The sequence below is a fragment of the Clostridium tertium genome (assembly GCF_902652255.1).
GTDB lineage: Bacteria > Bacillota > Clostridia > Clostridiales > Clostridiaceae > Clostridium > Clostridium tertium_A.
In genome coordinates this window covers 97,929-120,205 of the sequence record NZ_CACRTO010000005.1, presented here as the reverse complement: position 1 = coordinate 120,205, position 22,277 = coordinate 97,929, and the positions used below count along the sequence as shown (strand labels likewise).

The 22,277-nt window shown below is 25.9% G+C and carries 20 protein-coding genes and 1 riboswitch; of the genes, 8 read left to right on the top strand and 12 right to left on the bottom strand.

Annotated elements, in window-relative coordinates:
- Window positions 1–61: 61 nt before the first annotated feature.
- Window positions 62–171, bottom strand: a riboswitch (SAM riboswitch).
- A 162-nt stretch (window positions 172–333) separates the two neighbouring features.
- From GPX08_RS00545 to GPX08_RS00530, 4 genes are all read left to right on the top strand, one after another.
- Entirely contained in the window at window positions 334–1,224 is an 891-nt protein-coding gene (locus tag GPX08_RS00545; RefSeq protein WP_156624349.1) for a DNRLRE domain-containing protein, read from the top strand.
- Window positions 1,225–1,250: 26 nt separating this feature from the next.
- Window positions 1,251–1,964, top strand: a complete 714-nt coding sequence (locus GPX08_RS00540) for a hypothetical protein (RefSeq protein ID WP_156624347.1) — start codon at window positions 1,251–1,253, stop codon at window positions 1,962–1,964.
- Between the two features lie 88 nt (window positions 1,965–2,052).
- The gene (locus tag GPX08_RS00535; protein WP_156624345.1) at window positions 2,053–3,867 is read left to right on the top strand and encodes a glycosyltransferase; all 1,815 of its coding nucleotides are present in this window, start codon (window positions 2,053–2,055) and stop codon (window positions 3,865–3,867) included.
- 254 nt (window positions 3,868–4,121) lie between these two features.
- Window positions 4,122–5,729, top strand: coding sequence for a DUF2207 domain-containing protein (locus tag GPX08_RS00530; RefSeq protein WP_156624343.1), 1,608 nt, complete (start codon window positions 4,122–4,124; stop codon window positions 5,727–5,729).
- A 204-nt stretch (window positions 5,730–5,933) separates the two neighbouring features.
- Here GPX08_RS00530 and ybaK read toward each other — a convergent pair whose 3' ends face one another.
- Window positions 5,934–6,419: a Cys-tRNA(Pro) deacylase gene (gene ybaK, locus GPX08_RS00525; RefSeq protein ID WP_156624341.1), complete on the bottom strand. Its 486-nt coding sequence runs from the start codon at window positions 6,417–6,419 to the stop codon at window positions 5,934–5,936.
- A gap of 1,084 nt (window positions 6,420–7,503) precedes the next feature.
- On the opposite strand from ybaK, the gene GPX08_RS00520 reads away from it, so the two are divergent.
- Window positions 7,504–8,022, top strand: coding sequence for a hypothetical protein (locus tag GPX08_RS00520; protein ID WP_156624339.1), 519 nt, complete (start codon window positions 7,504–7,506; stop codon window positions 8,020–8,022).
- Between the two features lie 145 nt (window positions 8,023–8,167).
- Here the strand turns inward: GPX08_RS00520 and GPX08_RS00515 are convergent, their stop codons facing one another.
- Both GPX08_RS00515 and GPX08_RS00510 read right to left on the bottom strand, forming a co-directional pair.
- Window positions 8,168–10,333 (bottom strand): YhgE/Pip domain-containing protein, encoded by a 2,166-nt coding sequence (locus tag GPX08_RS00515; RefSeq protein WP_156624337.1) that lies wholly within the window; start codon window positions 10,331–10,333, stop codon window positions 8,168–8,170.
- A 532-nt stretch (window positions 10,334–10,865) separates the two neighbouring features.
- Window positions 10,866–11,360, bottom strand: a complete 495-nt coding sequence (locus GPX08_RS00510; protein ID WP_156624336.1) for a hypothetical protein — start codon at window positions 11,358–11,360, stop codon at window positions 10,866–10,868.
- Between the two features lie 385 nt (window positions 11,361–11,745).
- Here GPX08_RS00510 and GPX08_RS00505 point away from each other — a divergent pair, with 385 nt between their 5' ends.
- Window positions 11,746–12,945, top strand: coding sequence for a threonine ammonia-lyase (locus GPX08_RS00505; RefSeq protein ID WP_156624334.1), 1,200 nt, complete (start codon window positions 11,746–11,748; stop codon window positions 12,943–12,945).
- 271 nt (window positions 12,946–13,216) lie between these two features.
- On the opposite strand, the gene GPX08_RS00500 is transcribed toward GPX08_RS00505, so the two are convergent.
- The 7 genes from GPX08_RS00500 to GPX08_RS00470 all read right to left on the bottom strand — a co-directional run bounded on the left by GPX08_RS00500 (window position 13,217) and on the right by GPX08_RS00470 (window position 19,974).
- Complete coding sequence (locus tag GPX08_RS00500) at window positions 13,217–13,726, bottom strand: hypothetical protein (RefSeq protein WP_156624332.1); 510 nt, start codon at window positions 13,724–13,726, stop codon at window positions 13,217–13,219.
- A 65-nt stretch (window positions 13,727–13,791) separates the two neighbouring features.
- Window positions 13,792–14,520, bottom strand: a complete 729-nt coding sequence (locus GPX08_RS00495) for an HAD-IB family hydrolase (RefSeq protein WP_156624330.1) — start codon at window positions 14,518–14,520, stop codon at window positions 13,792–13,794.
- A gap of 127 nt (window positions 14,521–14,647) precedes the next feature.
- The gene (locus tag GPX08_RS00490) at window positions 14,648–16,309 is read right to left on the bottom strand and encodes an RNase J family beta-CASP ribonuclease (protein ID WP_156624328.1); all 1,662 of its coding nucleotides are present in this window, start codon (window positions 16,307–16,309) and stop codon (window positions 14,648–14,650) included.
- A gap of 264 nt (window positions 16,310–16,573) precedes the next feature.
- Window positions 16,574–18,079 (bottom strand): DUF1846 family protein, encoded by a 1,506-nt coding sequence (locus GPX08_RS00485; RefSeq protein ID WP_156624326.1) that lies wholly within the window; start codon window positions 18,077–18,079, stop codon window positions 16,574–16,576.
- Window positions 18,080–18,194: 115 nt separating this feature from the next.
- A complete protein-coding gene (locus GPX08_RS00480; RefSeq protein WP_156624324.1) occupies window positions 18,195–19,127 on the bottom strand; it encodes a hypothetical protein in 933 nt (310 codons plus the stop codon).
- A 63-nt stretch (window positions 19,128–19,190) separates the two neighbouring features.
- Window positions 19,191–19,529 carry a hypothetical protein gene (locus GPX08_RS00475; protein ID WP_156624322.1) on the bottom strand — a complete coding sequence of 113 codons (339 nt, stop codon included), beginning with the start codon at window positions 19,527–19,529 and terminating at the stop codon, window positions 19,191–19,193.
- Window positions 19,530–19,779: 250 nt separating this feature from the next.
- Entirely contained in the window at window positions 19,780–19,974 is a 195-nt protein-coding gene (locus GPX08_RS00470) for a hypothetical protein (protein ID WP_156624320.1), read from the bottom strand.
- A 147-nt stretch (window positions 19,975–20,121) separates the two neighbouring features.
- On the opposite strand from GPX08_RS00470, the gene GPX08_RS00465 reads away from it, so the two are divergent.
- Window positions 20,122–20,511, top strand: a complete 390-nt coding sequence (locus GPX08_RS00465) for a PadR family transcriptional regulator (protein WP_156624318.1) — start codon at window positions 20,122–20,124, stop codon at window positions 20,509–20,511.
- A gap of 78 nt (window positions 20,512–20,589) precedes the next feature.
- On the top strand, window positions 20,590–21,042 hold the full coding sequence (locus GPX08_RS00460) for a hypothetical protein (RefSeq protein WP_156624316.1): 453 nt from the start codon (window positions 20,590–20,592) through the stop codon (window positions 21,040–21,042).
- 31 nt (window positions 21,043–21,073) lie between these two features.
- Here GPX08_RS00460 and GPX08_RS00455 read toward each other — a convergent pair whose 3' ends face one another.
- Together GPX08_RS00455 and GPX08_RS00450 are read right to left on the bottom strand one after the other, a co-directional pair.
- The gene (locus GPX08_RS00455; protein ID WP_156624314.1) at window positions 21,074–21,586 is read right to left on the bottom strand and encodes a hypothetical protein; all 513 of its coding nucleotides are present in this window, start codon (window positions 21,584–21,586) and stop codon (window positions 21,074–21,076) included.
- Window positions 21,583–22,158 carry a hypothetical protein gene (locus GPX08_RS00450; protein WP_156624312.1) on the bottom strand — a complete coding sequence of 192 codons (576 nt, stop codon included), beginning with the start codon at window positions 22,156–22,158 and terminating at the stop codon, window positions 21,583–21,585. Before GPX08_RS00450 ends, GPX08_RS00455 begins: the two co-directional genes overlap by 4 nt.
- Window positions 22,159–22,277 lie beyond the last annotated feature (119 nt).

Below are 22,277 nucleotides of genomic sequence, written 5' to 3'. Positions count from 1 at the left end.
TAAAAAAATAAAATCCCTTCTAAATAAAGAAGAGATTTATAAATTCATTTATAACTATTGTCTCTTATCTTTCAGAATAACTGCCGGATTTAGCACCACATTTAATAATAATCATTATAAATAGGTTGCCGGGTTTCATAGGGCCAGTCCCTCCACCACTCTCAATAAGATATTTTAATTTATATAATTATATATTTTTTATTAGCTATTGTCAATTTAAGTAATTCATATAGTTATTTTTTCATCTGACAATTATTATATTTTACGTAATGAATTTAACCATTATAAATCAATAACATATAATGAAATATACTAATGTTTTAAGGGGGTCTTATGTTATACTCAAAGCTTTACCCTACATCATCTTATATTTCAAGCTATAGAAAAGATAATAGCTTTTACTATAAAAATACTTTGTTAGTTGGAAATTATTTATATGGTGATATTCACTATATTTCATTATTAAAATTTTCTGATTTGAAAGATATAAATAAAGATATTGAAGTTATTAATGCTTATCTAAATTTATATCTCACAGATGAATTCAACTCATCTATTGAAGAATTGCGAAGATTATTTGTGTTATTTAAAATTGATGAAAACTTTAATCTAGAGGATACAACTTGGAATAATACTCCTAGATTATCTTCTTTAAATTTAGATAAGAGAGATTTTAGTTATGATTCAAAAGAAAATATAGTTTCATTTAATATTACTCCCTTAATAAAAGAACTATCAGAAAATGGAAATTACACCTATGGCTTAGCACTAATGTCTAGACCAGGTATTAATGCATCATTATTTAAGTTTTATTCATCTAATAGTAATAAACAGCCTTATATATTGGTTAATTATGAAAAATGTAATAACCAAAATAGGCGAATCGCAGAAATAATTTTTAAAGAAAGAGAATTTGACGTTCAAAGCTTAGATAATATATTCAATTCACCCAATATAGATATTTCTAATTTTAATACAGGAACTTATTTTATTAAGAATAAAAGTACTAGCAATGTAATGGCTTATTTACAAGTAAGTCCAAATGGCATTGATTTTACAGATGATGTGGTTGAAGTAGAAGTTAAAGCCAATGATACAGCAGCTTTAGCGTTAGCAAAATTCTTAAAATTTTCAAGAATACGATTTGTTAATTCATCCCCTAATCCAAATTCAAACATTACTGTTTGGTTCCAAGGTCAAACTTTTGACTATTATATAAGATAAACTTTTGATGATAAGAGGTGCACAATATGAATAATTTGCTGTTTAACACTGTAGCTTCTGAATTAAAAACCAGTATTTACGCTCAGGCTCCAGATGGTAGTTTACAGATACTTCAAACTGACTCCACTGGGGCCCTTAAAACTTCAATTTCTAATTCTAGTTTAACTGTTAATGTTAACAATCCGATCACTGTAGCTAATGCAATTACAATTGCTAATACTAGCTTAACAGTGTCTGTAAGTAATCCTATTACTATAGCTAATGCTAGTCTTACAGTTTCAGTAAATAATCCTATTACAGTGGCAAATTCTATAACAATTGCTAATACTACATTAACTGTAGTAGTTAATAATCCAATCACTGTTAATAATGCAATTACTATAGCTAATTCTAGTTTAACTGTGACTATTGGTGCAAATGCTTTCACCTCAAGTTCTGCACTAAACTTAAGTGTAAGTGGTACAGGACGTGTATTGAATAATACAGACATATCTACTCTAAGGACTGCATCATTCTTTGTATATAATGCAGGAACTAATACCTTAACTATATCATTGCAAATGAGCCCAACAACAAATAATGCTGACTATATTACAGATCCTAGTTATAATAACTACACTATTCCTGGAGGAGATAGGAGAATTATTACAGTAAGTAGATTTGGTAATTACACTAGGCTTTTATATACCTTACGTGGTACTACTGCAACATTCTCAGTATACTTTAATGGACAAGGATAGCTAATAGCATTTTAACATTTTCCTTATGTAAGTAAATTGCTTATATAAGGATTCTACATAAACTCTAATTATTTCAAGGAGGATAATCATGAAAAAAACAACTTTAAGTTTATGTATGATAGTAAAAAACGAAGAAAAATATATCGCAAAATCAATAGATTCTATAAAAGATATTGTAGATGAAATAGTAATTGTAGATACTGGTTCTACAGACTCAACATTAGATATCATAAAAAATTACAATGTAAATTTATATAACTATAAGTGGGAAAATGACTTTGCTTCAGCACGAAATTATGCAGTAAATAAAGCTAAAAGTGATTGGATAATTTTCTTAGATGCTGATGAAATATTAGAGCAAAGTTCAAAGAATACATTAATAAACTTTATAAATAAAACAACCTTTGATGGATGTCATTTTATAGTCTATAATTATCGTTCAGAAAATCAAAATGATTTTACTATACATTATGCTTTTAGGTTATTTAGAAATAATAAAGGTTATTATTTCAAAGGAAAAATACATGAGCAAATTTTTAATGATAAATATATAAATATAACAAGTAAATTTTCAAATGAAGAAATAATTTTACATCACTATGGATATAGCATAGAAGTTCTACAAAAGAAGGATAAACGTTCAAGAAATATACCTATCTTATTAGAATCATTAAAAGATAATCCTGATGATTCATTTAATTTATTTAATTTAGGTAACGAGTATCTAGCACAAAATGATGCTAATAAGGCACTATATTATTATGAATCATCTTATGCCAATCTGGATTTAACTAAGCATTATTCAGTGCATCTTCTATATAGAATGTCAGTATGCTACCAATATGTAAAGAAATATGATAAAGCGATGAAATGTGTTGAAGAAGCATTAAAAAAATTTTCACCAAATGTTGATTTTGAATATTTAAAAGGTTGTATTTATCTTGATACTAAAAGATATACTTTAGCCATAGATTCCTTTAACACTTGTCTTAATTTAGGCGACTCAGGAAGCACTATAAAATTTGTAAATAATTGTGGTTCCGTCAATCCCTTAAATGCATTAGGAGATCTATACTATACCCTTTCAGATTACGATAAATCTCTAAGCTCCTATAACAAAATTTTAAATATAAGTAGTAATGATTTATCAGTGCTATATAAAATAGGCAAAGTACTAAATAATAAATATGAAAATAAGAGTGAAGTTACTACAAGCTTACTAAAATATTTTGCATCAAAAGATCATATACCAAATATAATATTGACCTCTCATATATTACTAAAAGAAAACTTGTTAGAGGAAGCTAAAAAACTTATAGAAACTAAAGATGACTTTTCTGAATATAAAGTAGACGAATATTATTTGAAAGGTATTATTTCTTTCAATGAAAACAAATATAATGATTCACTAGATTTCTTTAATAAAGCTTTTATTGAGATGGACCTTTCTAGTAATCCACTTATTATTATAGAAAGTTTAATGTCTGATATATCAAAATATATATTCACTCTATCTTTACTAATTAATAATGTCTCAATTGATAAATCTTTAAAGTTAATTGAAACAAATTGCACACCTTTTGATCATATAATTTTCTCAGAAATTAGAAATATATATTTAAATAATAAATGTAATATGGTTAATGAAAATACAGAAATTTTGCTTAAAATAATAGAGGAGTTTTTAAATAATATTTTAATAATAAAAGAATATGATTTATTCCAAAAATTGATTGAAATACTAAATTATATAGATGATAAAAGTGTTCTTATAACACTTTCTAAAGTGTATTATTCAAATGGGTTTAAAGACTTAGCTATTAAAGAAATCTATAATTCAATAAAAAAATTTGACTATATAGATTCATGCAGTATTGACATAATTAGCAAAGAAATCTTATAAAATAGAATGAATAATGCCATATGTAATTGGTTCAATATAAAACCTTGTTTAACTAGTAGAAGTACATTTTACAGTGTAATATCAAGTTGAATATTATACTTTTTTCTTTATAAAATTTATATTAATCTATTATGGTATGAAGTTTTAAATCAATAATTATATATAAACGAAGATGTATCACATGTGATACATCTTCTTTTTTCATTGTGTTAATTTAATAACTATTTTATAATTATATATAATAAAGGGGTGATATATTGAAGAAATTTTTAACTATTTTATTTACTCTACTATTAATATTTCCTAAAGCAGTTTTTGCTGATAGTAAATCCTATAGTATAAATGATTTATTCATCGATGCAGAAATACAAGAAAATGGAGATGTTCTAGTAGATGAAACTTTCACTTATGATTTCAACGGTAGCTTTAATGGAATTTATATTGATTTAAATATGAATAAAATTGACGACTATGAAGTAATGGAAGTAACTACTGAAGATAATAATGCAGTAATAGAAATTCCTAAAAGTGATAGTAATAATAACAATACTTATGAAACAATTTTAGATGATGACAAATTACAAATTAAGATTTACTCAAAAAGTTCAAACGAAACTAAAAAATTCAGAGTGAAATATAAGGTTATTGGTGCTGCTAAAAAATACACAGACTCAAGTCTTTTATATTGGAGCTTCTATACAGCTTCATCAGATAGTCCAGTTAATAACATTAATTTAAATATTAGTTTAAAAGACTATCCTTTTGACTTAAATATTTTAAAATATACTGTGTTTGGTGATGGCACTTTTAAAACAAATACTTCTGAAGAGCTAATTAGCATTTCTGGAAATGACCTAACATCTGATATTGGTATCCAATTAAACTTCCAAAAAGATTTCTTAAATACTGAAGAAATAGACAGAAATTCTACAGAAGCTATAGAAGAGGATGATTTTAAAATACAATATCTTCTTATACCAATATCAATTCTAATATTAGCAGGTATAGTAATATTTATTTTTGTAAAGATAAATAATAAAAAATTTAAAATTGAACTAGAAAAATATAGGGCTATGGCTACCTTCCCTGAAGATAAGTATCTCCCTTATATTCCTTCAAACTTAAGTCCTGCTTTAGTAGCATATATGGTAAACAAGAAAGATTTACAGTGGTCTTTAGTTCCTTCTACTCTACTATATCTAGTCAAACTTGGCGTATATGAAGTAGATACAAAGGTTACTAATGAGAAGGAATTTAATAGTATCACATTTAAAAGAATTGGAGATATTGAAGACAAAGACTTTTCACATTTAGAAACATTAGTTAATTGGTTTAAAAAATATGAAAATCATAGTAATGAGTTTACCTTCAATGAAATAAAGAAAAAACTAGAAAATAATTTAAAGGAATCTCAAAAATTCAAAAATTCTTATTATGATTTTATTAATGAAGTTAGATTAAATGGAAGAGCATTAAATTACTATATCACTATTAAAGGCCGTGAAGTATTAAATAATGATATATATAGGCAATACTGTGAATGGCAAGCCTATAAAAACTATCTTTTATATGATACAAATAAAGAAAATGTAGATATAAGAGATTTATTAATTTATTCTTTTGCTCTTGGTATAAAAGATTCCCAAATTAAGGAGTTAATAAGTGAAGATAGTCTAAATAGAAGTTATGATCCTTTTTTCAACTACTATTTTGTCTATAATATGATATTTTTTAATGATATAAAGAATTCTGCTGAAAGTCTTATTGATAAGAATAATGCTAGTAACAATGATAGCTTTAGTAGCTTTTCCTCTGGTGGTGGATTTAGTGGAGGCGGTGGCGGTGGATCAGGAGCATTTTAAATTCTCTGACTACTGGTAGCTCTATGTAATTAACTATTATGGATTCAATTTATTTTAAATCAGAGAAATTTTAAAAAACTTCTTCTGGAGTTTTTAGTTTTAATAAATATATTAGTCTAAATACTTATATTTTAAAGGATAGTAATAATATTACTATCCTTTATTTATATACCTATTTTTCCATATAAATTATACACTCTTAAGCTATTTAATTACATCTACATATGTAAATTCTAAAACTTTTTCTAATTCTAAAAGTTCTATATTAATTTGATACCCAATTTTTCCTGCACTAAAGACTATTTCTTTTAAATCTTTAGCAGATTCATTAATAATTGTTTTGTATTCCTTCTTCATGCCAATTGGTGAACATCCTCCATGGACATAACCTGTTGACGGCAACAAATCCTTTGACTTAAGCATTTCAACAGACTTCTCTCCCACTGCCTTAGCTGCCTTCTTTAAATCTAGCTCCTCAGCTACTGGAATTAAAAAAACATAAAGATTTCTGGAAGTTGAGGTAGTGACTAAGGTTTTAAATACCTCCTCCTTATTTCTATTAACTTTTTCGGCTACTGAAACACCATCTATATTACCATCACTAATATCATAATTAGATACTGAATAGCTTATCTTATTCTTATCTAATATTCTCATTGCATTTGTTTTTATTAGTTTTTCTTTTGACATAATCCACCTCTACTTAAATTACTATATAAAAATTATAAACTATATCTAATAAACAGTAAAATTTAAAATCTATATTCTTTATAAGTAGGTATATAATCCTTTCAGATTTGACGTTTCCTTTCCTAATACAGCCTAGTCCACTTTTATAATAATGGTACAAAGGTGTAATATTAAATACGCTTACGTATATTTAACATAGAAAATATTTCTATCTTTTTCTCTACATTTTTCAGGGATTCTTATATGTAATAGTTTATTTCCTCTAATAATCTTATAATTTTAATCTCTGCATCAGTCATATCATCTACTCCTTATATTTACAATTTTAAATTCTTTTGTAAATTAAGTAAAGCACTTTACATTTATTATTTTAAATATGCTTATTTATATGGTTAAAATTTATATATACTATAGGATACTTAAATTTCTAATAATTCCCTATATAAAAGAAAGATAGCACCTAGCTAATTCTAGATCCTATCTTACCGGTTGTTATAAGGGTAAATTAGTAATTATAAATACATATTAACTATAATAGCTGATAATCTATTTCTGTAGACTTTTAGTGTATTGGAGAATTACACATTTATCTCATCAATAAGTATTTATGTATTTATAATAAATAGCCTTATACAAATATTCAATATTATTTAGATAACTTTCACTGTGACACTTTTTTAATATAAAGTAAAAGTACTCTAATTTTACTATACATACTATATATTGCTTGCATTCCTCTGTTTCACATACTGTCATATAAACTGTATTTTCATTTTTAAACGGAAATAACACCTAATAGATTATATCCATTAGGTGTTATTTTTGGGGAATTTTCATATAAGTAATACTTATTAATGCTACTACTCATGTATAAATATTAATAATTTTAATATATTAATTAATAAGTATTATTTTTAATTTTACTTATTTCAATATAAATATTCAATATTATTTAAATTGATTTCACTGTGACATTTCTTTATACAAAGTAATAGTATTTTGAAGCATTATAAAGATATAAAAAGAAACTTATGATATAATCTTTAAGAAAGTTACTAAAGTAAAAGAAAAGGAGAATCTATTAATGAAATGCATAACAATTTCTGGTCCTGCCGGGCATGGTAAGGATACTCTTGCAAACAAATTAAAAGCAATAATTGAATCTAAGGGAAAAAGAGTATTTATTATTCACTATGCTGATTATTTAAAAATGGTAGCAACTCAAGTTTATAATTGGGATGGACGTAAAAATGAAGTTGGAAGAGATATTCTTCAAAAATTAGGAGACAGGATGAGAGCTCAAGATGAAATGTATTTAATAAATGAGCTAATTAACATAATTAATCTAGTCAGAGATGATTTTGATATTGTACTTATTCCTGATGCAAGATTTCCTAGAGAAATAGAATGTTTAAGAAATATAGGAAGAACAATTTCTATACATATTACTCGTGTTGATTATAAAAGTAATCTAACTACTGAACAAAATAATCATAAAACTGAGAGAGCTCTTGATAATTACTCTTATGATTATGATATATTAACTTCTACAGATAAAGAAATTTCAGAAATAGATACTATTATAGAAGATATATTAAAATAACTGTATGTAGTACAACATAAATCTATTATTTACTTCCTATAGAAATATAAAGCTACTATTAGTAGCTTAGAAAAATCACTTGATAAATTACTAATTATAAATTATTAATTAATAAGGGACTGTTATACAACAGCCCCTTATACTTTTAGTGTCCTATAAGACCACTTTCATTTAACTTATCTATAAACTTTTTACTTATTTTATTAATAGGTCCCTTTAAGAATAATCCTATTATTATAAATATTATCCCATAACTTAAAAGCATAATTAAATCTCTATATAAATTAGCTTTAACTATCCCAGCTACTGATTCTCTCATAGCCGATATTGAATAAGTAAATGGTAAGAATGGATTTACTCTTTTAAAGAAACTTGGCATTACTTCTACAGGGAATGTTCCTCCTGCACCTGCTACTTGTAATACTAATAATACTACGGCTATAGCCTTACCTACATTACCAAATATAGAAACTAAAGTATAAACTATTAATATAAATATTATGCTACTAAAAAGACTTATACTTATAAATAATCCTTTATTCAATACATAACATTTTAATAAATATATATCTCCTAAGGTTAATATAAATGACTGACATACTCCAATAAAACCAAAGGTTAAAAACTTACCAAAATACTTTTCATATGATTTAAAATTTATATCTTCTTTAAATCCATGTGGTTCAGTAGTTAATAAGGAAACTAAAATCAATGCACCTACCCATAAAGCAAGGGTTGAATAGAATGGTGACATAGCTGATCCATAGTTTGGTATAGGGAATAGAACCTCCTCTTTGATTTCCACAGGACTTCCTAAGAATTTACTTATAGCTTCCCAGTCATTCTTAAGTAAAGATAAAAACTTATCTAATTCCTCTTCATTATTCAATGATGATAACTTTGAAGCTATATCATTTAATCTAGCTTTAATTGTTGGCATTTGTGTATTTAGCTTTTCAATATCACCTTTTCCCAATTTTAAGGCATTATTTAAAGTATCTAATAAAGCATCTATATTAGGTATTGCTGATTTTGCTTCGTCCAATAATTTAATTGAATTATTAGAGATTTTAGTTAATTCATCTATAGCATTATTTATAGCTGGTATATATTTCGAATCATAGTTGTTTAAAATATTTAAAATTATACTTCTATTGCTTGCTATCAAAGCTTTAATTTCTTGCAGTTTACTTTTATCTATAGGTTTTGCATTATTCACTGCCTTACTTACTTGATTTATTATCTCTACAGATGAATTTATCTTCGAACTTGTTAATGATAGTTCATTGACTATTTCCTTTAAATTTTCATTAAACTTAGCTAGAGGTTCTAAAGATTTTATAATTCCATTAATTTTACTATTTATCTCGCCAAGTTTTATATTAATACTGTCTAATCCATTTATAATTGAATTCTTATCTAAATTTATATTAATAACTGTATTTATTAGTCCTTCTAAATTGTTAAGTTCCCTATTTATTAATTCTAGATCTGACTTGATTACTGGTGCTACCTCCCCTAATGCTCCCTTTGACTTCTCTAATGCACTTTTAGTATCAACTAGTAGCTTATCACTTGAAGTTAATGTGTCTTGTAATAATGGCAAATTTTCTTTAGCCTTAGATACTAAATCCTCAACCATAGAACTTCCATTATATAATTCGCTTATTATATTTTCTATTTCAGGAACTTTATTATTTATTTCAACAACTCCATTTATTAATTTTAATATTTTATCTTTTGAGCCTTCAATACTTACACCAGCCTCATTTAATACCATAAATATTAGACCATCTACAGTTTCAATAATATTAGTATCAACTTGAGATTTTATTGTTGTAACACCTTTCTCAGTTATTTTAGGCGCAATTGCATTGCTTTTTACATTTACTTTATATATTAATGTAGGTCTCTTAATTGTCTTTTCCATAATAGATAGTGTTTCATTTGTAAATTCATTAGGAATTATTATTGTTGCATAATACTTCCCTCTTTCAACTCCAGAATTCCCCTCTTCTTCAGAAACAAACTCCCAACCTAAATTAGTATTACTTCTAAGTTTTTTTACTAGTTCATCTCCAACATTGATAGATTTATCTTTAAGATTTCCACCAATATCCTTATTAACTATAGCAACCTTTATACCGCCTGTATTTCCATAAGGATCCCAACTTGCTCTTATATTAAACCAAGCATATAATGATGGTAAAATCATAAGCCCTACAATAATAATTAAAGCAACCCAATTTTTTAATACGTTTTTTAAATCTCTTACAAATATCTTAAGTATATTCTTCATATTATCCTCCATATAAGGCTTATCCTTATTAATAATTCTATCTTTTGCTTAAAACAAGAAAATTATTAATGCTTTTTTAATTTACCTTTATGAAGCTTTTTTATTTTAATAAAAAGCACTATATTAATTAAAATAAAACCTATATAATATACACTCTACAAAAGAGAATCTATTCATATAGGTTTTTTTTGTGCAATTATATTATGAGGTGACAAAGATGAATAAAAGACAATTTACTAAAGAAGAAATTAAATTAAAGAAAAATTAGAGCTGCATGAAAAACAGCTGAGAAAAGGTAAATAAGTAGCAACGAAACTTTAAAAGATCATTATATAACTTATATTTGTATTACTTAATTAATATGATATAAAAATTGTAAAAATGCCTTTCTATAATTTTCACTTATGCTAACTATTATAAAAAAAATCGCATAACCATTTCGAGGTAATGCGATATATTAATGATAATACGATATCAATGTTAGTATATTGGAAATAAATAATTATTATTCTATTTTTTCTGTATAAAAGTCCTATAAATAAAATTAAATAAATTTCTTTTCTATTGTATATATAGTCTTAATAATATCATTATTAGGATATTTCTCATATAACTTTGAAATCATATTAATAATAATATTTGTAGGAAAAAGATGCTGATTAAATAATATTACTATAGTCAATAATGATTGTACTAACCCTATTATAAAGAAAATAACATGTAGGCTTACAACAGTTCTAAGCATTATACATTGAACTATTATCCATATTACTAAGGCAAAACTAAAAGCACCGCTTATATAGCCTTGATATTTTGACTTTAAAAACATCATTACAGCACTAAATAAATTCCCAAGCCCTATTACTGCAAATAATATAATTCCCGGTATAAGAAAATCACTAAAAGGTGAATATTTTAAAGCATCTACTGGCATCCCCATTGGTCCTTTAGGAGATAGGATAGCCGCACTTCCTCCAGCCATTGCGCCTAAACAAACAAATAAATGCAAAACTAATGATATTTTATATACTTTTCCCATATAATTCCCCCAAAACTTAATATTAATATACTTCCATATATTCATTAAAACTATCAGTTCTATCTAGTAACGGTCCCTTAATTCTCATAACAAACTTTCCTCAGTTTGTTATCTGTAGCATAACATCACCTTTTTGATATTCGAATACAACATTCCATTTTATTTAAATTATAACATTTATACCCTCGACATTGCTAATTAAATCAAAACAGATTTACTAAAATACATTAATTATAGGAAATTAATTTTTACTAAAAATAATATTATTTTTAAGCTATAGATAATTTTTTCACAAAATTCAATATTTTTTTATATTAAGAATCTTCATATATTTATTAAGCAATGATATAATAAATCTTATAAATATTACTAGAGGTGGAAACATATGCATTTAAAAGAAATAAAAAAAACAAGAGAAAATATAAAAGATATAATTAATAAGACTCCTTTGCTTTATAGCAATATTTTTTCTTCATTAAATAATTGTTCAGTTTATATGAAGTGTGAGAATTTACAAGTTACTGGAGCTTATAAAATTAGAGGTGCTTTAAATAAAATCAGATCTTTAACTGAAGATGAAAAAAGTAAGGGAGTAGTTTGCTCTTCAGCAGGTAACCATGCTCAGGGTGTAGCTTATGCTTCTAATCTTTTAGGAGTAGAAGCAACAATAGTAATGCCTAAAAACACACCATATTTAAAGGTACACTCTACTCAAGAATTTGGTGGAAATGTAGTTTTACATGGAAATTGCTATGATGATGCTTTCTTAAAGGCAAAATCTTTAGAAAGAGATAATAACTCTGTATTTATACATCCTTTTAATGATATGGAAGTAATTTATGGGCAAGGTACTATAGCTTTAGAAATATTTGAAGATTTAGAAAATGTTGATGTTATTATTTGTCCTATTGGTGGTGGCGGACTAATAAGTGGAATATCTTTAGCTGCTAAAGAAATAAATCCAAACATAAAAATAATAGGTGTACAAGCTGAAGGTGCTAATGCAATGGAAAAAAGTTTTAACGAAGGTAAACTTCAATCCCTTGATTCAGTTAATACTATTGCTGATGGTATTGCTGTTAAATCACCTGGCGAATTAACTTATAATATAATTAGAGAATATGTAGATGAAGTTGTTACTGTTTCTGATAAGGAGATTGCTGAAGCCTTCTTAATTTTATGTGAAAAACATAAATTATTAGCTGAAGCTTCTGGTGCTGCTTCTCTTGCCGCATTAAAGAAATTAGATTTAGAAAATAAAAAAGTTGTCTCAATAATTAGTGGAGGAAACATAGATATGCTCACTATTTCTTCATTAATTAGTGATGGATTAGTTGAAAGAGGTAGATTGTTCTGTTTTTCAGTAGAGCTTCCTGATGTTCCAGGCCAACTTCAAGAAATATCTAGAATACTATCAGAGCTTAATGCCAATGTAGTTCAACTTGAACATAATCAATTTAAAGCAGTAAATAGACTTAAAAATGTTTTACTTGAAGTTACCGTTGAAACTAATGGACTTCAGCATATTAATACTATTAAAGAGACCCTAACTAAACAAGGATTTAAGATAAAACAAATGTATTAAGACTATTAATATAAAAAAGGATGTATTAAACTTACTAAAAGTTTAATACATCCTCTTACTATTTATTATTTTCTTTTACTCATTTTTTTATATATTTTAGCATTTTGTATTATGTCCATAAAATCATCAGCAATTTCGAATAATACTTTACTTTTAGCTTTAGATTTCTTAAAGGTTCTTTTCATTTTTCTCATTAGTTTATTTTTCATAATTGCACCTCCTCAAGGCTATCTTCTATTCTATTTTCCCCTGAGAAGCAAAATTTATTATTTTATATTAAATTACTTATAATAGAATTTATGAAGTCTTCTTTTTTTGAAATTAGATATTCTCCATAATATGTATTTACGATATCTTCATTAATTTCTATTTCTGATAAAATAAAATCATTTATATCCTTTAAATATCGCTCTTCTATTTCTTGCTTTATAGCTCTATATTCTTCAATACCACCATTTTTCTTATACTTTCTTATTAAAGAGTCTAGGTAGGTATTATATTTATTTATTTTATATGTTATCTTTTGAAGAAAAACCTTTTTAGTCTTAATATAGTTTTTCTCGTAATTAATTTTAATTTTTAAAAGATTGTTTAGAGCATAATTTTTACCTTGAATCTCTAAACCTTCACTTGAATCTGAAAGGGCATTATTAATTATAAAAGCTGCTAACTCTTCATCACTTTCTAAATTACTTAGAAAAGAGTTTCCTCCTACTATTTCAATGGCCTTTCTTAACTGTTTTAATTTCTCTTCTAAAGCTTTATCTCTTATAGTTAACATAATAATCTCCTTAATCATATAATACTTTAATATTATATAATCTTAATATATCAATGTCTATCATATTATACAGTTTCTATACAATTTACATTTAAACTATAAGTAACGTCTTTTCTTTCAACTATAACTTTTATCTTTTCTCTTATTTCCTTATTAGCCATAACCTTATCTAAAAGCTCTTTCGTAGGGTTTATTGCGTATGGAATTCCAACAGATTGAAACATTGAGATATCTCCAGATGTGTCTCCATAAGCATAACTCTTACTTAAATCTATATTATATTTATCTTTAAATTCATTTATAGACTTAAGTTTACTTTCATGATCCCACATAGGTATAACTTCACCGCTATATTTATCATTTTCATCTAACTTATATATAGTTCCTTTAAAATCATCCATATTATATTTCTTAGACATTTCTCTTACTAGTTCGTATGGTGATCCTGATATTGCAATTACTATATGCCCTTGATCTTGATGCCATTTAATTCTTTCTCTGCTAAATGTATATACCCTATCTCCCTTTTGTTCAATTACTTTCTTAGCAATATAATCTATATGGTATTTATCTATTCCTTTAATTGCATCTACATAAATATCTACCATTTTTAAAAGGTACGTATCATAATCTCCTTGTCTTTTATCCCATTTTTGATATGAAGGTCTTACATCGTTGTACCATTTATTTTCACTTACTAATTCATACTTTATAATCTTCTTGAAAACTTCCGTAATTAAACCTTCTCTATATATTGTTCCATCTATATCAAAAAATGCTGCTATATTTTTCATAGAATCCCTCCATTTATTTTTTATATCTATTATATATATGTTTTCATTAATAGTCCACCCATAATTACATCTATATTTGCTTAAATATTTACTTAAAGTCTATAACTCAATGGAAAAGAAACATAAATTAAATTTCCATAATTATTGGTATTATAGTCGGTCTTCTTTTTGTTTTATCATAAATAAATCTTTCAACTGACTTTTTAATATTAGTCTTTATTAAATACCATTCTATTATTTTATTATCTAAACAATTTATTAACTCATCAGTTGCTATATCCTTAAGTTCCCTTATAAGTTCCTCTGATTCCTTAACATATACAAAGCCTCTTGTTATAATATCAGGACCTGCAATAATACTAAAGCTTTCTCTTTCAATAGTTACTACTATATTAACCAATCCATCTTGTGCTAAATGTTTTCTATCTCTTAGTACTAAGGTACCAACATCTCCAACTCCAAGACCATCAACTAATACAGTACCAGTTTTAACTTTTCCATCCTTCTTAGCCTCATTTTCATTTATTAATAGAATATCTCCTCTCTCTAGTATAAAAGTATCCTTTTGATCCATTCCTAAGCTAATAGCTAAATCTTTGTGATGCTTCAAATGTCTATATTCACCATGAACAGGCATAAAATATTTTGGCTTAATTAATCTATGCATAAGCTTTAACTCTTCTCTATATGCATGCCCTGATACATGTACCTCTTCTAAATCTTCATAAATTACATCTGCACCTTTTTTAAATAATTCGTTTATTACTTTAGAAATTAATTTATCATTACCTGGAATAGGTGCCGCTGAAATTATAAATAAATCATCATTTTCAATCTTAATTTTTTTATGATTACCGTAAGCTATTCTTGCTAAGGCAGCCATTGGCTCTCCTTGGCTTCCTGTAGTAATAATAGTTATATTTTCATTGTTATAATTTTTTATATCATCTATTTCAATTAACATACCATCTGGCATATGTAGATATCCAAGGTCAATTGCCACTCTTGAAATACTCTCCATACTTCTACCTGCAAACGCTACTTTTCTATTATTATCTAATGAAGCATTAACTATTTGTTGCATCCTATGTATATTAGATGCAAAAGTTGCGATTATTACCCTTCCTTTTGCCGTAGCAAATATTCTATTTAAGGTATTACTTATAGATCTTTCTGACATAGTATAGCCAGACCTTTCAACATTAGTACTATCAGCCATTAGAAGTAATACTCCTTCTTTTCCTATAGTTGAAATCCTATCTATGTCAATAACTTTATCATCTATTGGAGTTAAATCTATTTTAAAATCTCCAGTGTGAAATATAGTTCCTAGCTTTGTTTTAATAGCGAAACAACAAGACTCTGCAATACTATGAGTACTTTGTATAAATTCTACAGATAATTCTTTAAACTCTACCTTCTCACCTGGATTAACTAAAATTAAATTACTAGTTTCTACTAAGTTATGCTCCCTTAATTTATTTTCAATAATAGCTAAAGTAAGCTTTGTTCCGTAAACATCCATATTAAACTGCTTAAGAATATATGGTATAGCTCCAATATGGTCTTCATGTCCATGTGTTATAAATAATCCCTTAACCTTATCTTTATTATCCATCAAATAAGATATATCAGGAATAATTAAATCAACTCCATACATTTCTTCATCAGGAAATGCTATTCCACAATCTATAACTATTATTTCATCATTAACTTCTAAGGCGGTAATATTCTTCCCTATCTCTCCAACTCCACCAAGTGGAATAACCTTTATAAAATTTTGACTCATTAAAAAACCTCCTTTAATATACTAATAGTATTTCCCAAATATAGAATATTTAAATTATTTATTTAAAATATAATACCTTTCATAAAATAATTTAATGACTTACCATTTCCAACATTAAGTAATTACTTTTTAACTTTATCCTAATAAAAAAAACTCCCTAAGGAGTTTTCTTATTAATTAAAAATAAAATAACTTCCTATAATAGAAGCTATTAGACTTAGACCTGTTAGCCCAAGTTAACTTCTATTATGGAAGCTTAAATTATTAATTATTATAATATAGGTTGTCACTTTGATATTCAGGATCACAAGTTATATCAATTCCTAATCTTCTAAAGGTTTGTTCATCACCATTTGCAACCATAGTTGTTGAATGTGCTTGACATCCTTTTAATTCTGTTAACTTATTTAATGCAACTTGAGCAGTTGGGTTTGTTGCTGCACAAATACTTAAAGCAATTAATATTTCTTCACAATTTAAAACAGTGTTTTTAATACCTAGAGTTTTAAATTTTAAGTTTTGAATTGGCTCTAAAATAACTGGAGATATTAAATGTATATCATCAGAAATATTAGCTAAATGTTTTATAGAGTTTAAAATTACTGCTGCTGTTGCATCCATTATTTCTGAACCTCTTCCAGTAATCATTGTTCCATCCTCTAATTCTAGTGCTACTACTGGGAATGATTCCTTACCTTTAAGCTTCTTTAGCTTTTCTGAGTATTCTCTAGCTGGATTAACAACTTTTCTGTCAGTCTCCTTTAAGTTTAGCTCCTCCATAATAAGCTTAGCACTATCTGCAACATCCTTATCTACATATCCCTTTTTGAATTCGCAAATAGTCTTGTAATATCTTCTTATTATTTCTTGCTTAGATGCTTCTTTAACAACGTCATCATTTACAATTCCAAAACCTACTCTATTTACACCCATATCTGTTGGTGATTTATATACTGATTCTTTACCAGTAATTTTTTCTATTATTCTTTTAAGAACTGGGAAGCTTTCAATATCTCTATTGTAATTAACTGCAACTTGATTATATGCATCAAAATGGAACGAATCTATCATGTTTACGTCTTTTAAGTCAACTGTAGCTGCTTCATAAGCTATATTTAGTGGATGCTTAAGTGGAACATTCCACACTGGGAAAGTCTCAAACTTTGAATATCCAGCTACATTTCCTCTTTTATTTTCATGATATAATTGGCTTAAACAAGTAGCAAGTTTTCCACTTCCTGGACCAGGAGCAGTAACAACTACTATTGGTTTAGTTGTTTCAATATATGGATTTTTTCCATATCCTTCATCACTAACAATAGTATCTACATCCGTTGGATATCCAAGAGTAGCTCTATGTTTATAAACTTTAATTCCTCTTCTTTCAAGCTTGTTTATAAAAACAGTTGTAGCTGGCTGACCATCAAATCTAGTAATAACTACACTGTTTACATCTAAACCATATCCTCTTAAATCGTCTATAAGTCTTAAAACTTCAAGGTCATATGTAATACCAAAGTCTCCTCTGATCTTATTTCTTTCTATGTCTCCTGCATAAACACATATTACTACTTCAACTTTTTCTTTAAGCTTTTGAAGCAATTTAATTTTAGCATTTTCATCAAATCCAGGTAAAACCCTTTTAGCATGTAAATCATACATTAGCTTTCCGCCAAATTCTAAATATAATTTATCATAATTATTAACTCTTTCTAAAATATATTTAGACTGTTCATCTAGATATTTTTTATGATCAAATCCTATTTCCATCTTTTTGCCTCTTTCCTCTTATCACTTATTAATTAATACTTATCTTCATAAGTACTTATTATACATCAATTTTATATTACTTTCTATAACAACTTAAAAATGCATATAAATTAATTTATATGCATATGCTCATTGGTAATATCATTATCATCTTACCTTTAATGTTACACTCTGGCTTATTAGGTAAAATTATATTATTTTTTCTTAAAATATCTAAATAAGGTTCAATACTATCTAATATTTTTTGATAATATGTTTCTTGTGAAGATTTTCTTAATAAACTTACACATTTATCTTTATCTTCCTTAATCATCATTACTTTACCGAATATTTTACATGAACATTGAACAAAGTCAAACATGTTATATCCATTATTAACAAAATTGTTTTGATTTATTGTAAGTAAAATTGAAATATCTTCATTTTTAACTATTAAATCTCTACTACCATTTTGTGTTATACTATTTTTTATTCCATTAAGCAAATTGTATATAATATTAAAATTCAAAGATTTATTTTGAGTTTTATCTAAAATAGAATTAAAAAAATCTATTCCATAACAGTTGATACTATTTAAAACAGTATCAATATAATCAGGTAGTGATGTTTCTTGAATGCAACCCGTAACCTCTACATAATCACCAACCTTTACATTGCCGTTTTTTATAGATTTATAGCTAATTTTTTTCATATTTTTACTAGAATACATTCTATTTACTAAGTCATTATGAAGAGTAAAAACTGTACTTATCTTTTTTATTTCTTGCTCAACTCTATCAAAATCCCTACCTTCAAAACCTAAACTATTTTCTCTTCCATCTTGTAGGTTTTCAGCATAAGAATTATGCTTACTTTTATATCCTTCTATTTTATCTCTCTGATCTTTAAAATCTAAGCCTTTGGAATTTCTCTCACTTATTCTTGCACTTCCACCAAATGTTCTATCTTTAACCCTCTTAACTGTTCTTATATCTATATATCCATTTAAAACTACTGAGTTTAAATTTTTAATTAATAATTCATCTAGATATACAAGAAGATCTAACATAGCATCCTCCTTATGAATTTATCAACTTATAAATATATATTAATATTCTAATTTAGAAATAACTTACTGTTTATCTTTATTTTTATTAGTAATGGATTCTTTAATATAATCAAGTATTTTTGTGTTTTTAATATTAAGTTCGTCCTTATCTACTTTGATAGAATCGATTATCTTCATTAATGCAATTTCTTCTTCTAATTCTTTTATCTTATTAATAATTTCTATATTATTTCTTTTATTTAAATCTATTGAATATACTTCTTCACCGCATATTTCACAAGTGCCATATAATTTATTATATTCTATCTTTCCTATATTTAAATCCTTAGTTGCTTTTTTGCTATTAACTATCATTTTTTGTATCTTTCTGCACTTTTCACAGTAACATTTATTATAAAGCATAAATTCACCTCTCATTTATTTTATCATTATTTTTTTTCTAAAAAAAGTGGTATATATCAAAATAAAGCCTTCAGTAATATAATTCTAGGTTAATACCCCATTAACTTATATTATTGAAAGCTAATATATTTTTATGATCAGCTATTTATTAATTAATCTAAGTAGTTTTGATAAATCACTTAAGGAATTATTACATAATAATAGTTAATTGATAATAGGGACTGCTATAGGCAGCCCCTTTACTATAATCCTACCAACAACCGCCTAATAACAATAACCATATAAGTGGGAATCCACAACCAAATCCACCGCCGCCAAATCCAAAGCCGCCGCCACCGAATCCACCGCAGCCACCGCCAAAGTTATTACAACAATTTCCACAGTTATTAAATCTACAACAACAGTTATTTCTACAGCAGTTGTTATTACAACATCTTCTTGACATGTTCACCAACTCCTATTCATTTGTATGCTATATATTATTCAAAGAACTACCAATTTGTTCTGTTAATTTAATATCATTTACGAGTATTTTATTTAAGTGTACAATAGTGTTTTAATATGCTAAAATATAAAAAAAGGAGTGATTTTCATGGAAAAAAGAAATCGTTTAGTAGCACCTAGAAATGTCGTTAATACTAAAATGTTATATAGTTTCTATATATTGAAAGAATTATCTAAGGGGAATACTATCTTTGGTAATAAGGTCTTAGATGAATTTAAGAATAGATTCGAAGCTACTGCTCTACCTTTCCCAGTATCCTCAAGTACAATATATGAAACTTTATACAATCTTGAGACAAAAGGATATGTAACTAGCACTTGGGCTGGAGATGAATTTCTAAATAAAAGAAGTAAAAAAATATATTCTATTACTGATTCAGGTATAGAGTATTATAAAAATCATATTTCTGATTATATAAGTAATTTAAACAAAACTAAGGCAACAATAGATATTATGATTGATATGCTAAAAAAATAAAATAATCTAAGAAAATTGACATTTTTTTATAACTTTTTAAATACTATATATTTATAGCACATCATAAGGAGGAAGGTTATGGAAAAATATAGTGAACTAAATACGTTAAATATCCCCTATTTAACTGCATGCGAAAAAGAAATTTGTAATTTTTTCTTAAAAGATGACTCATTAGTATTATATTTTAAGAAATTAAATTTCAAAATATTTAAAAATGTATCTGTTTATTTAAAAAATATAAAAACAAGAGAATTATTATTTGCTCCATCTAAAGCCCATAATAATTCTCTCGTTATTGATTTACAAGATTTAAATAAAATATGTACCAACTATGAATATAGTATAGTAATTTCATCAGAAGATGAATTTAATAAGATACTATACTACCCTATTTACAAACCAATTGATTCTAATGATGAATTATTGACTTATTCTAGTTCTACAAATATAAAATGGTATCTAAGATTAACAAACAATGGTAAGATAAGATTATCAACAATTGTTTTATTTCCAAATACAAATAAAAGCTGAGCAAAACTTATTATAAGATAAATTTATAATCTTATAGCAAGCCATGTTGCTCTGCTATTTTTTTATATTTCTCTTCACTCTCTTTATTATCATAAAATAATGGAAATGCATAATTGTAATTTCCCCATAGAGTAGATTTTATCTTATCAAAATAAAATGAAATAAAGAATATCTCCTTTAAGTTTAACATGGTTAATAAATTAATATAAGAATCATCTCTTATTTCAAAAAATATACTATCCTTATTCCCACAATTAATTAAACTATTAAATAATTTCTTATCTTCATTACTTACTCTATTCTCTATGAACTTAATTCCATTTTCATCCAGCTTATTTTTATAAAAATCAATTATTACTTTATTATTATTTAAATAAAATAACTCTTCTATAAATCCTAAATAACTTTTCTCTACTTCCTCATAAGAAGTACCCTTAGGAGATAATTGAATATAATCGTAGTTATTAAATCCATCTAAAATATTATTAAAATAAATAACATTCTTATTATAAAATTCGTCTTTACTTATTGCTTTAATATTCAATTTAACCTCCATTCATCCATATAAGATGCAGATAATATATTATTTCTATTCCCCTTAATTTTAACTACAAAGCTTTTACTAATTCCACTTTCATTAAGTAAATAACAATGATGATAGTTCACTCCACTTAGTATATCCCTTATGACATAAACTAATAATAAATCATTTTTAATACTATTTGGTGAAGATAATATTATATTATTTAAATAATCAATTCTGTTATCTGAAAAAGTTTCTAAAATGCAAATTATAGCGTTATTATTAAATCTTAATTCTGATGATAATTTTTGAACAGCAAAAAGATCATTTGCCATATCAGTTTCTCTTATAAAATCAATATCTTTATTATATTTACACTCTTTATAATCGTATTTAAAATTAATTATTACCCTTTTATCTTCAGTTTCTCCTCTTTTATAATTTATATTATATCCTAAGAATTTACATAATGTTATAAAAAATTTATTCTCTTTAGTTGTTATTTCTTCATATTGAGAGCTTCTATTTAAAGATAAATTTTCATAATTCTTTACAAATCCATTATATAAATCTATTAAATTCAAATTTAACATTTGCTCTCCTCCTAACTAGTTTATTCTATTTTACCATTTAAACTTACATCTTCCAATGGTAATTTATTCTCATTTACGAGGATATTAAATTAGAGTAATATTTATTAAAATAAATAATA

Bases quoted from the DNA above. Each gene is read 5' to 3' on its own strand.
- GPX08_RS00540 (WP_156624347.1), top strand. From the start codon at position 1,251: ATGAATAATTTGCTGTTTAACACTGTAGCTTCTGAATTAAAAACCAGT.
- GPX08_RS00545 (WP_156624349.1), top strand. From the start codon at position 334: ATGTTATACTCAAAGCTTTACCCTACATCATCTTATATTTCAAGCTAT.
- GPX08_RS00495 (WP_156624330.1), bottom strand. From the start codon at position 14,520: ATGAAAAATATAGCAGCATTTTTTGATATAGATGGAACAATATATAGA.
- GPX08_RS00535 (WP_156624345.1), top strand. From the start codon at position 2,053: ATGAAAAAAACAACTTTAAGTTTATGTATGATAGTAAAAAACGAAGAA.
- GPX08_RS00470 (WP_156624320.1), bottom strand. From the start codon at position 19,974: ATGTCAAGAAGATGTTGTAATAACAACTGCTGTAGAAATAACTGTTGT.
- GPX08_RS00485 (WP_156624326.1), bottom strand. From the start codon at position 18,079: ATGGAAATAGGATTTGATCATAAAAAATATCTAGATGAACAGTCTAAA.
- GPX08_RS00480 (WP_156624324.1), bottom strand. From the start codon at position 19,127: ATGTTAGATCTTCTTGTATATCTAGATGAATTATTAATTAAAAATTTA.
- GPX08_RS00520 (WP_156624339.1), top strand. From the start codon at position 7,504: ATGAAATGCATAACAATTTCTGGTCCTGCCGGGCATGGTAAGGATACT.
- GPX08_RS00515 (WP_156624337.1), bottom strand. From the start codon at position 10,333: ATGGAGGATAATATGAAGAATATACTTAAGATATTTGTAAGAGATTTA.
- GPX08_RS00450 (WP_156624312.1), bottom strand. From the start codon at position 22,158: ATGTTAAATTTGAATTTAATAGATTTATATAATGGATTTGTAAAGAAT.
- GPX08_RS00510 (WP_156624336.1), bottom strand. From the start codon at position 11,360: ATGGGAAAAGTATATAAAATATCATTAGTTTTGCATTTATTTGTTTGT.
- GPX08_RS00475 (WP_156624322.1), bottom strand. From the start codon at position 19,529: ATGCTTTATAATAAATGTTACTGTGAAAAGTGCAGAAAGATACAAAAA.
- GPX08_RS00500 (WP_156624332.1), bottom strand. From the start codon at position 13,726: ATGTTAACTATAAGAGATAAAGCTTTAGAAGAGAAATTAAAACAGTTA.
- GPX08_RS00465 (WP_156624318.1), top strand. From the start codon at position 20,122: ATGGAAAAAAGAAATCGTTTAGTAGCACCTAGAAATGTCGTTAATACT.
- ybaK (WP_156624341.1), bottom strand. From the start codon at position 6,419: ATGTCAAAAGAAAAACTAATAAAAACAAATGCAATGAGAATATTAGAT.
- GPX08_RS00490 (WP_156624328.1), bottom strand. From the start codon at position 16,309: ATGAGTCAAAATTTTATAAAGGTTATTCCACTTGGTGGAGTTGGAGAG.
- GPX08_RS00460 (WP_156624316.1), top strand. From the start codon at position 20,590: ATGGAAAAATATAGTGAACTAAATACGTTAAATATCCCCTATTTAACT.
- GPX08_RS00505 (WP_156624334.1), top strand. From the start codon at position 11,746: ATGCATTTAAAAGAAATAAAAAAAACAAGAGAAAATATAAAAGATATA.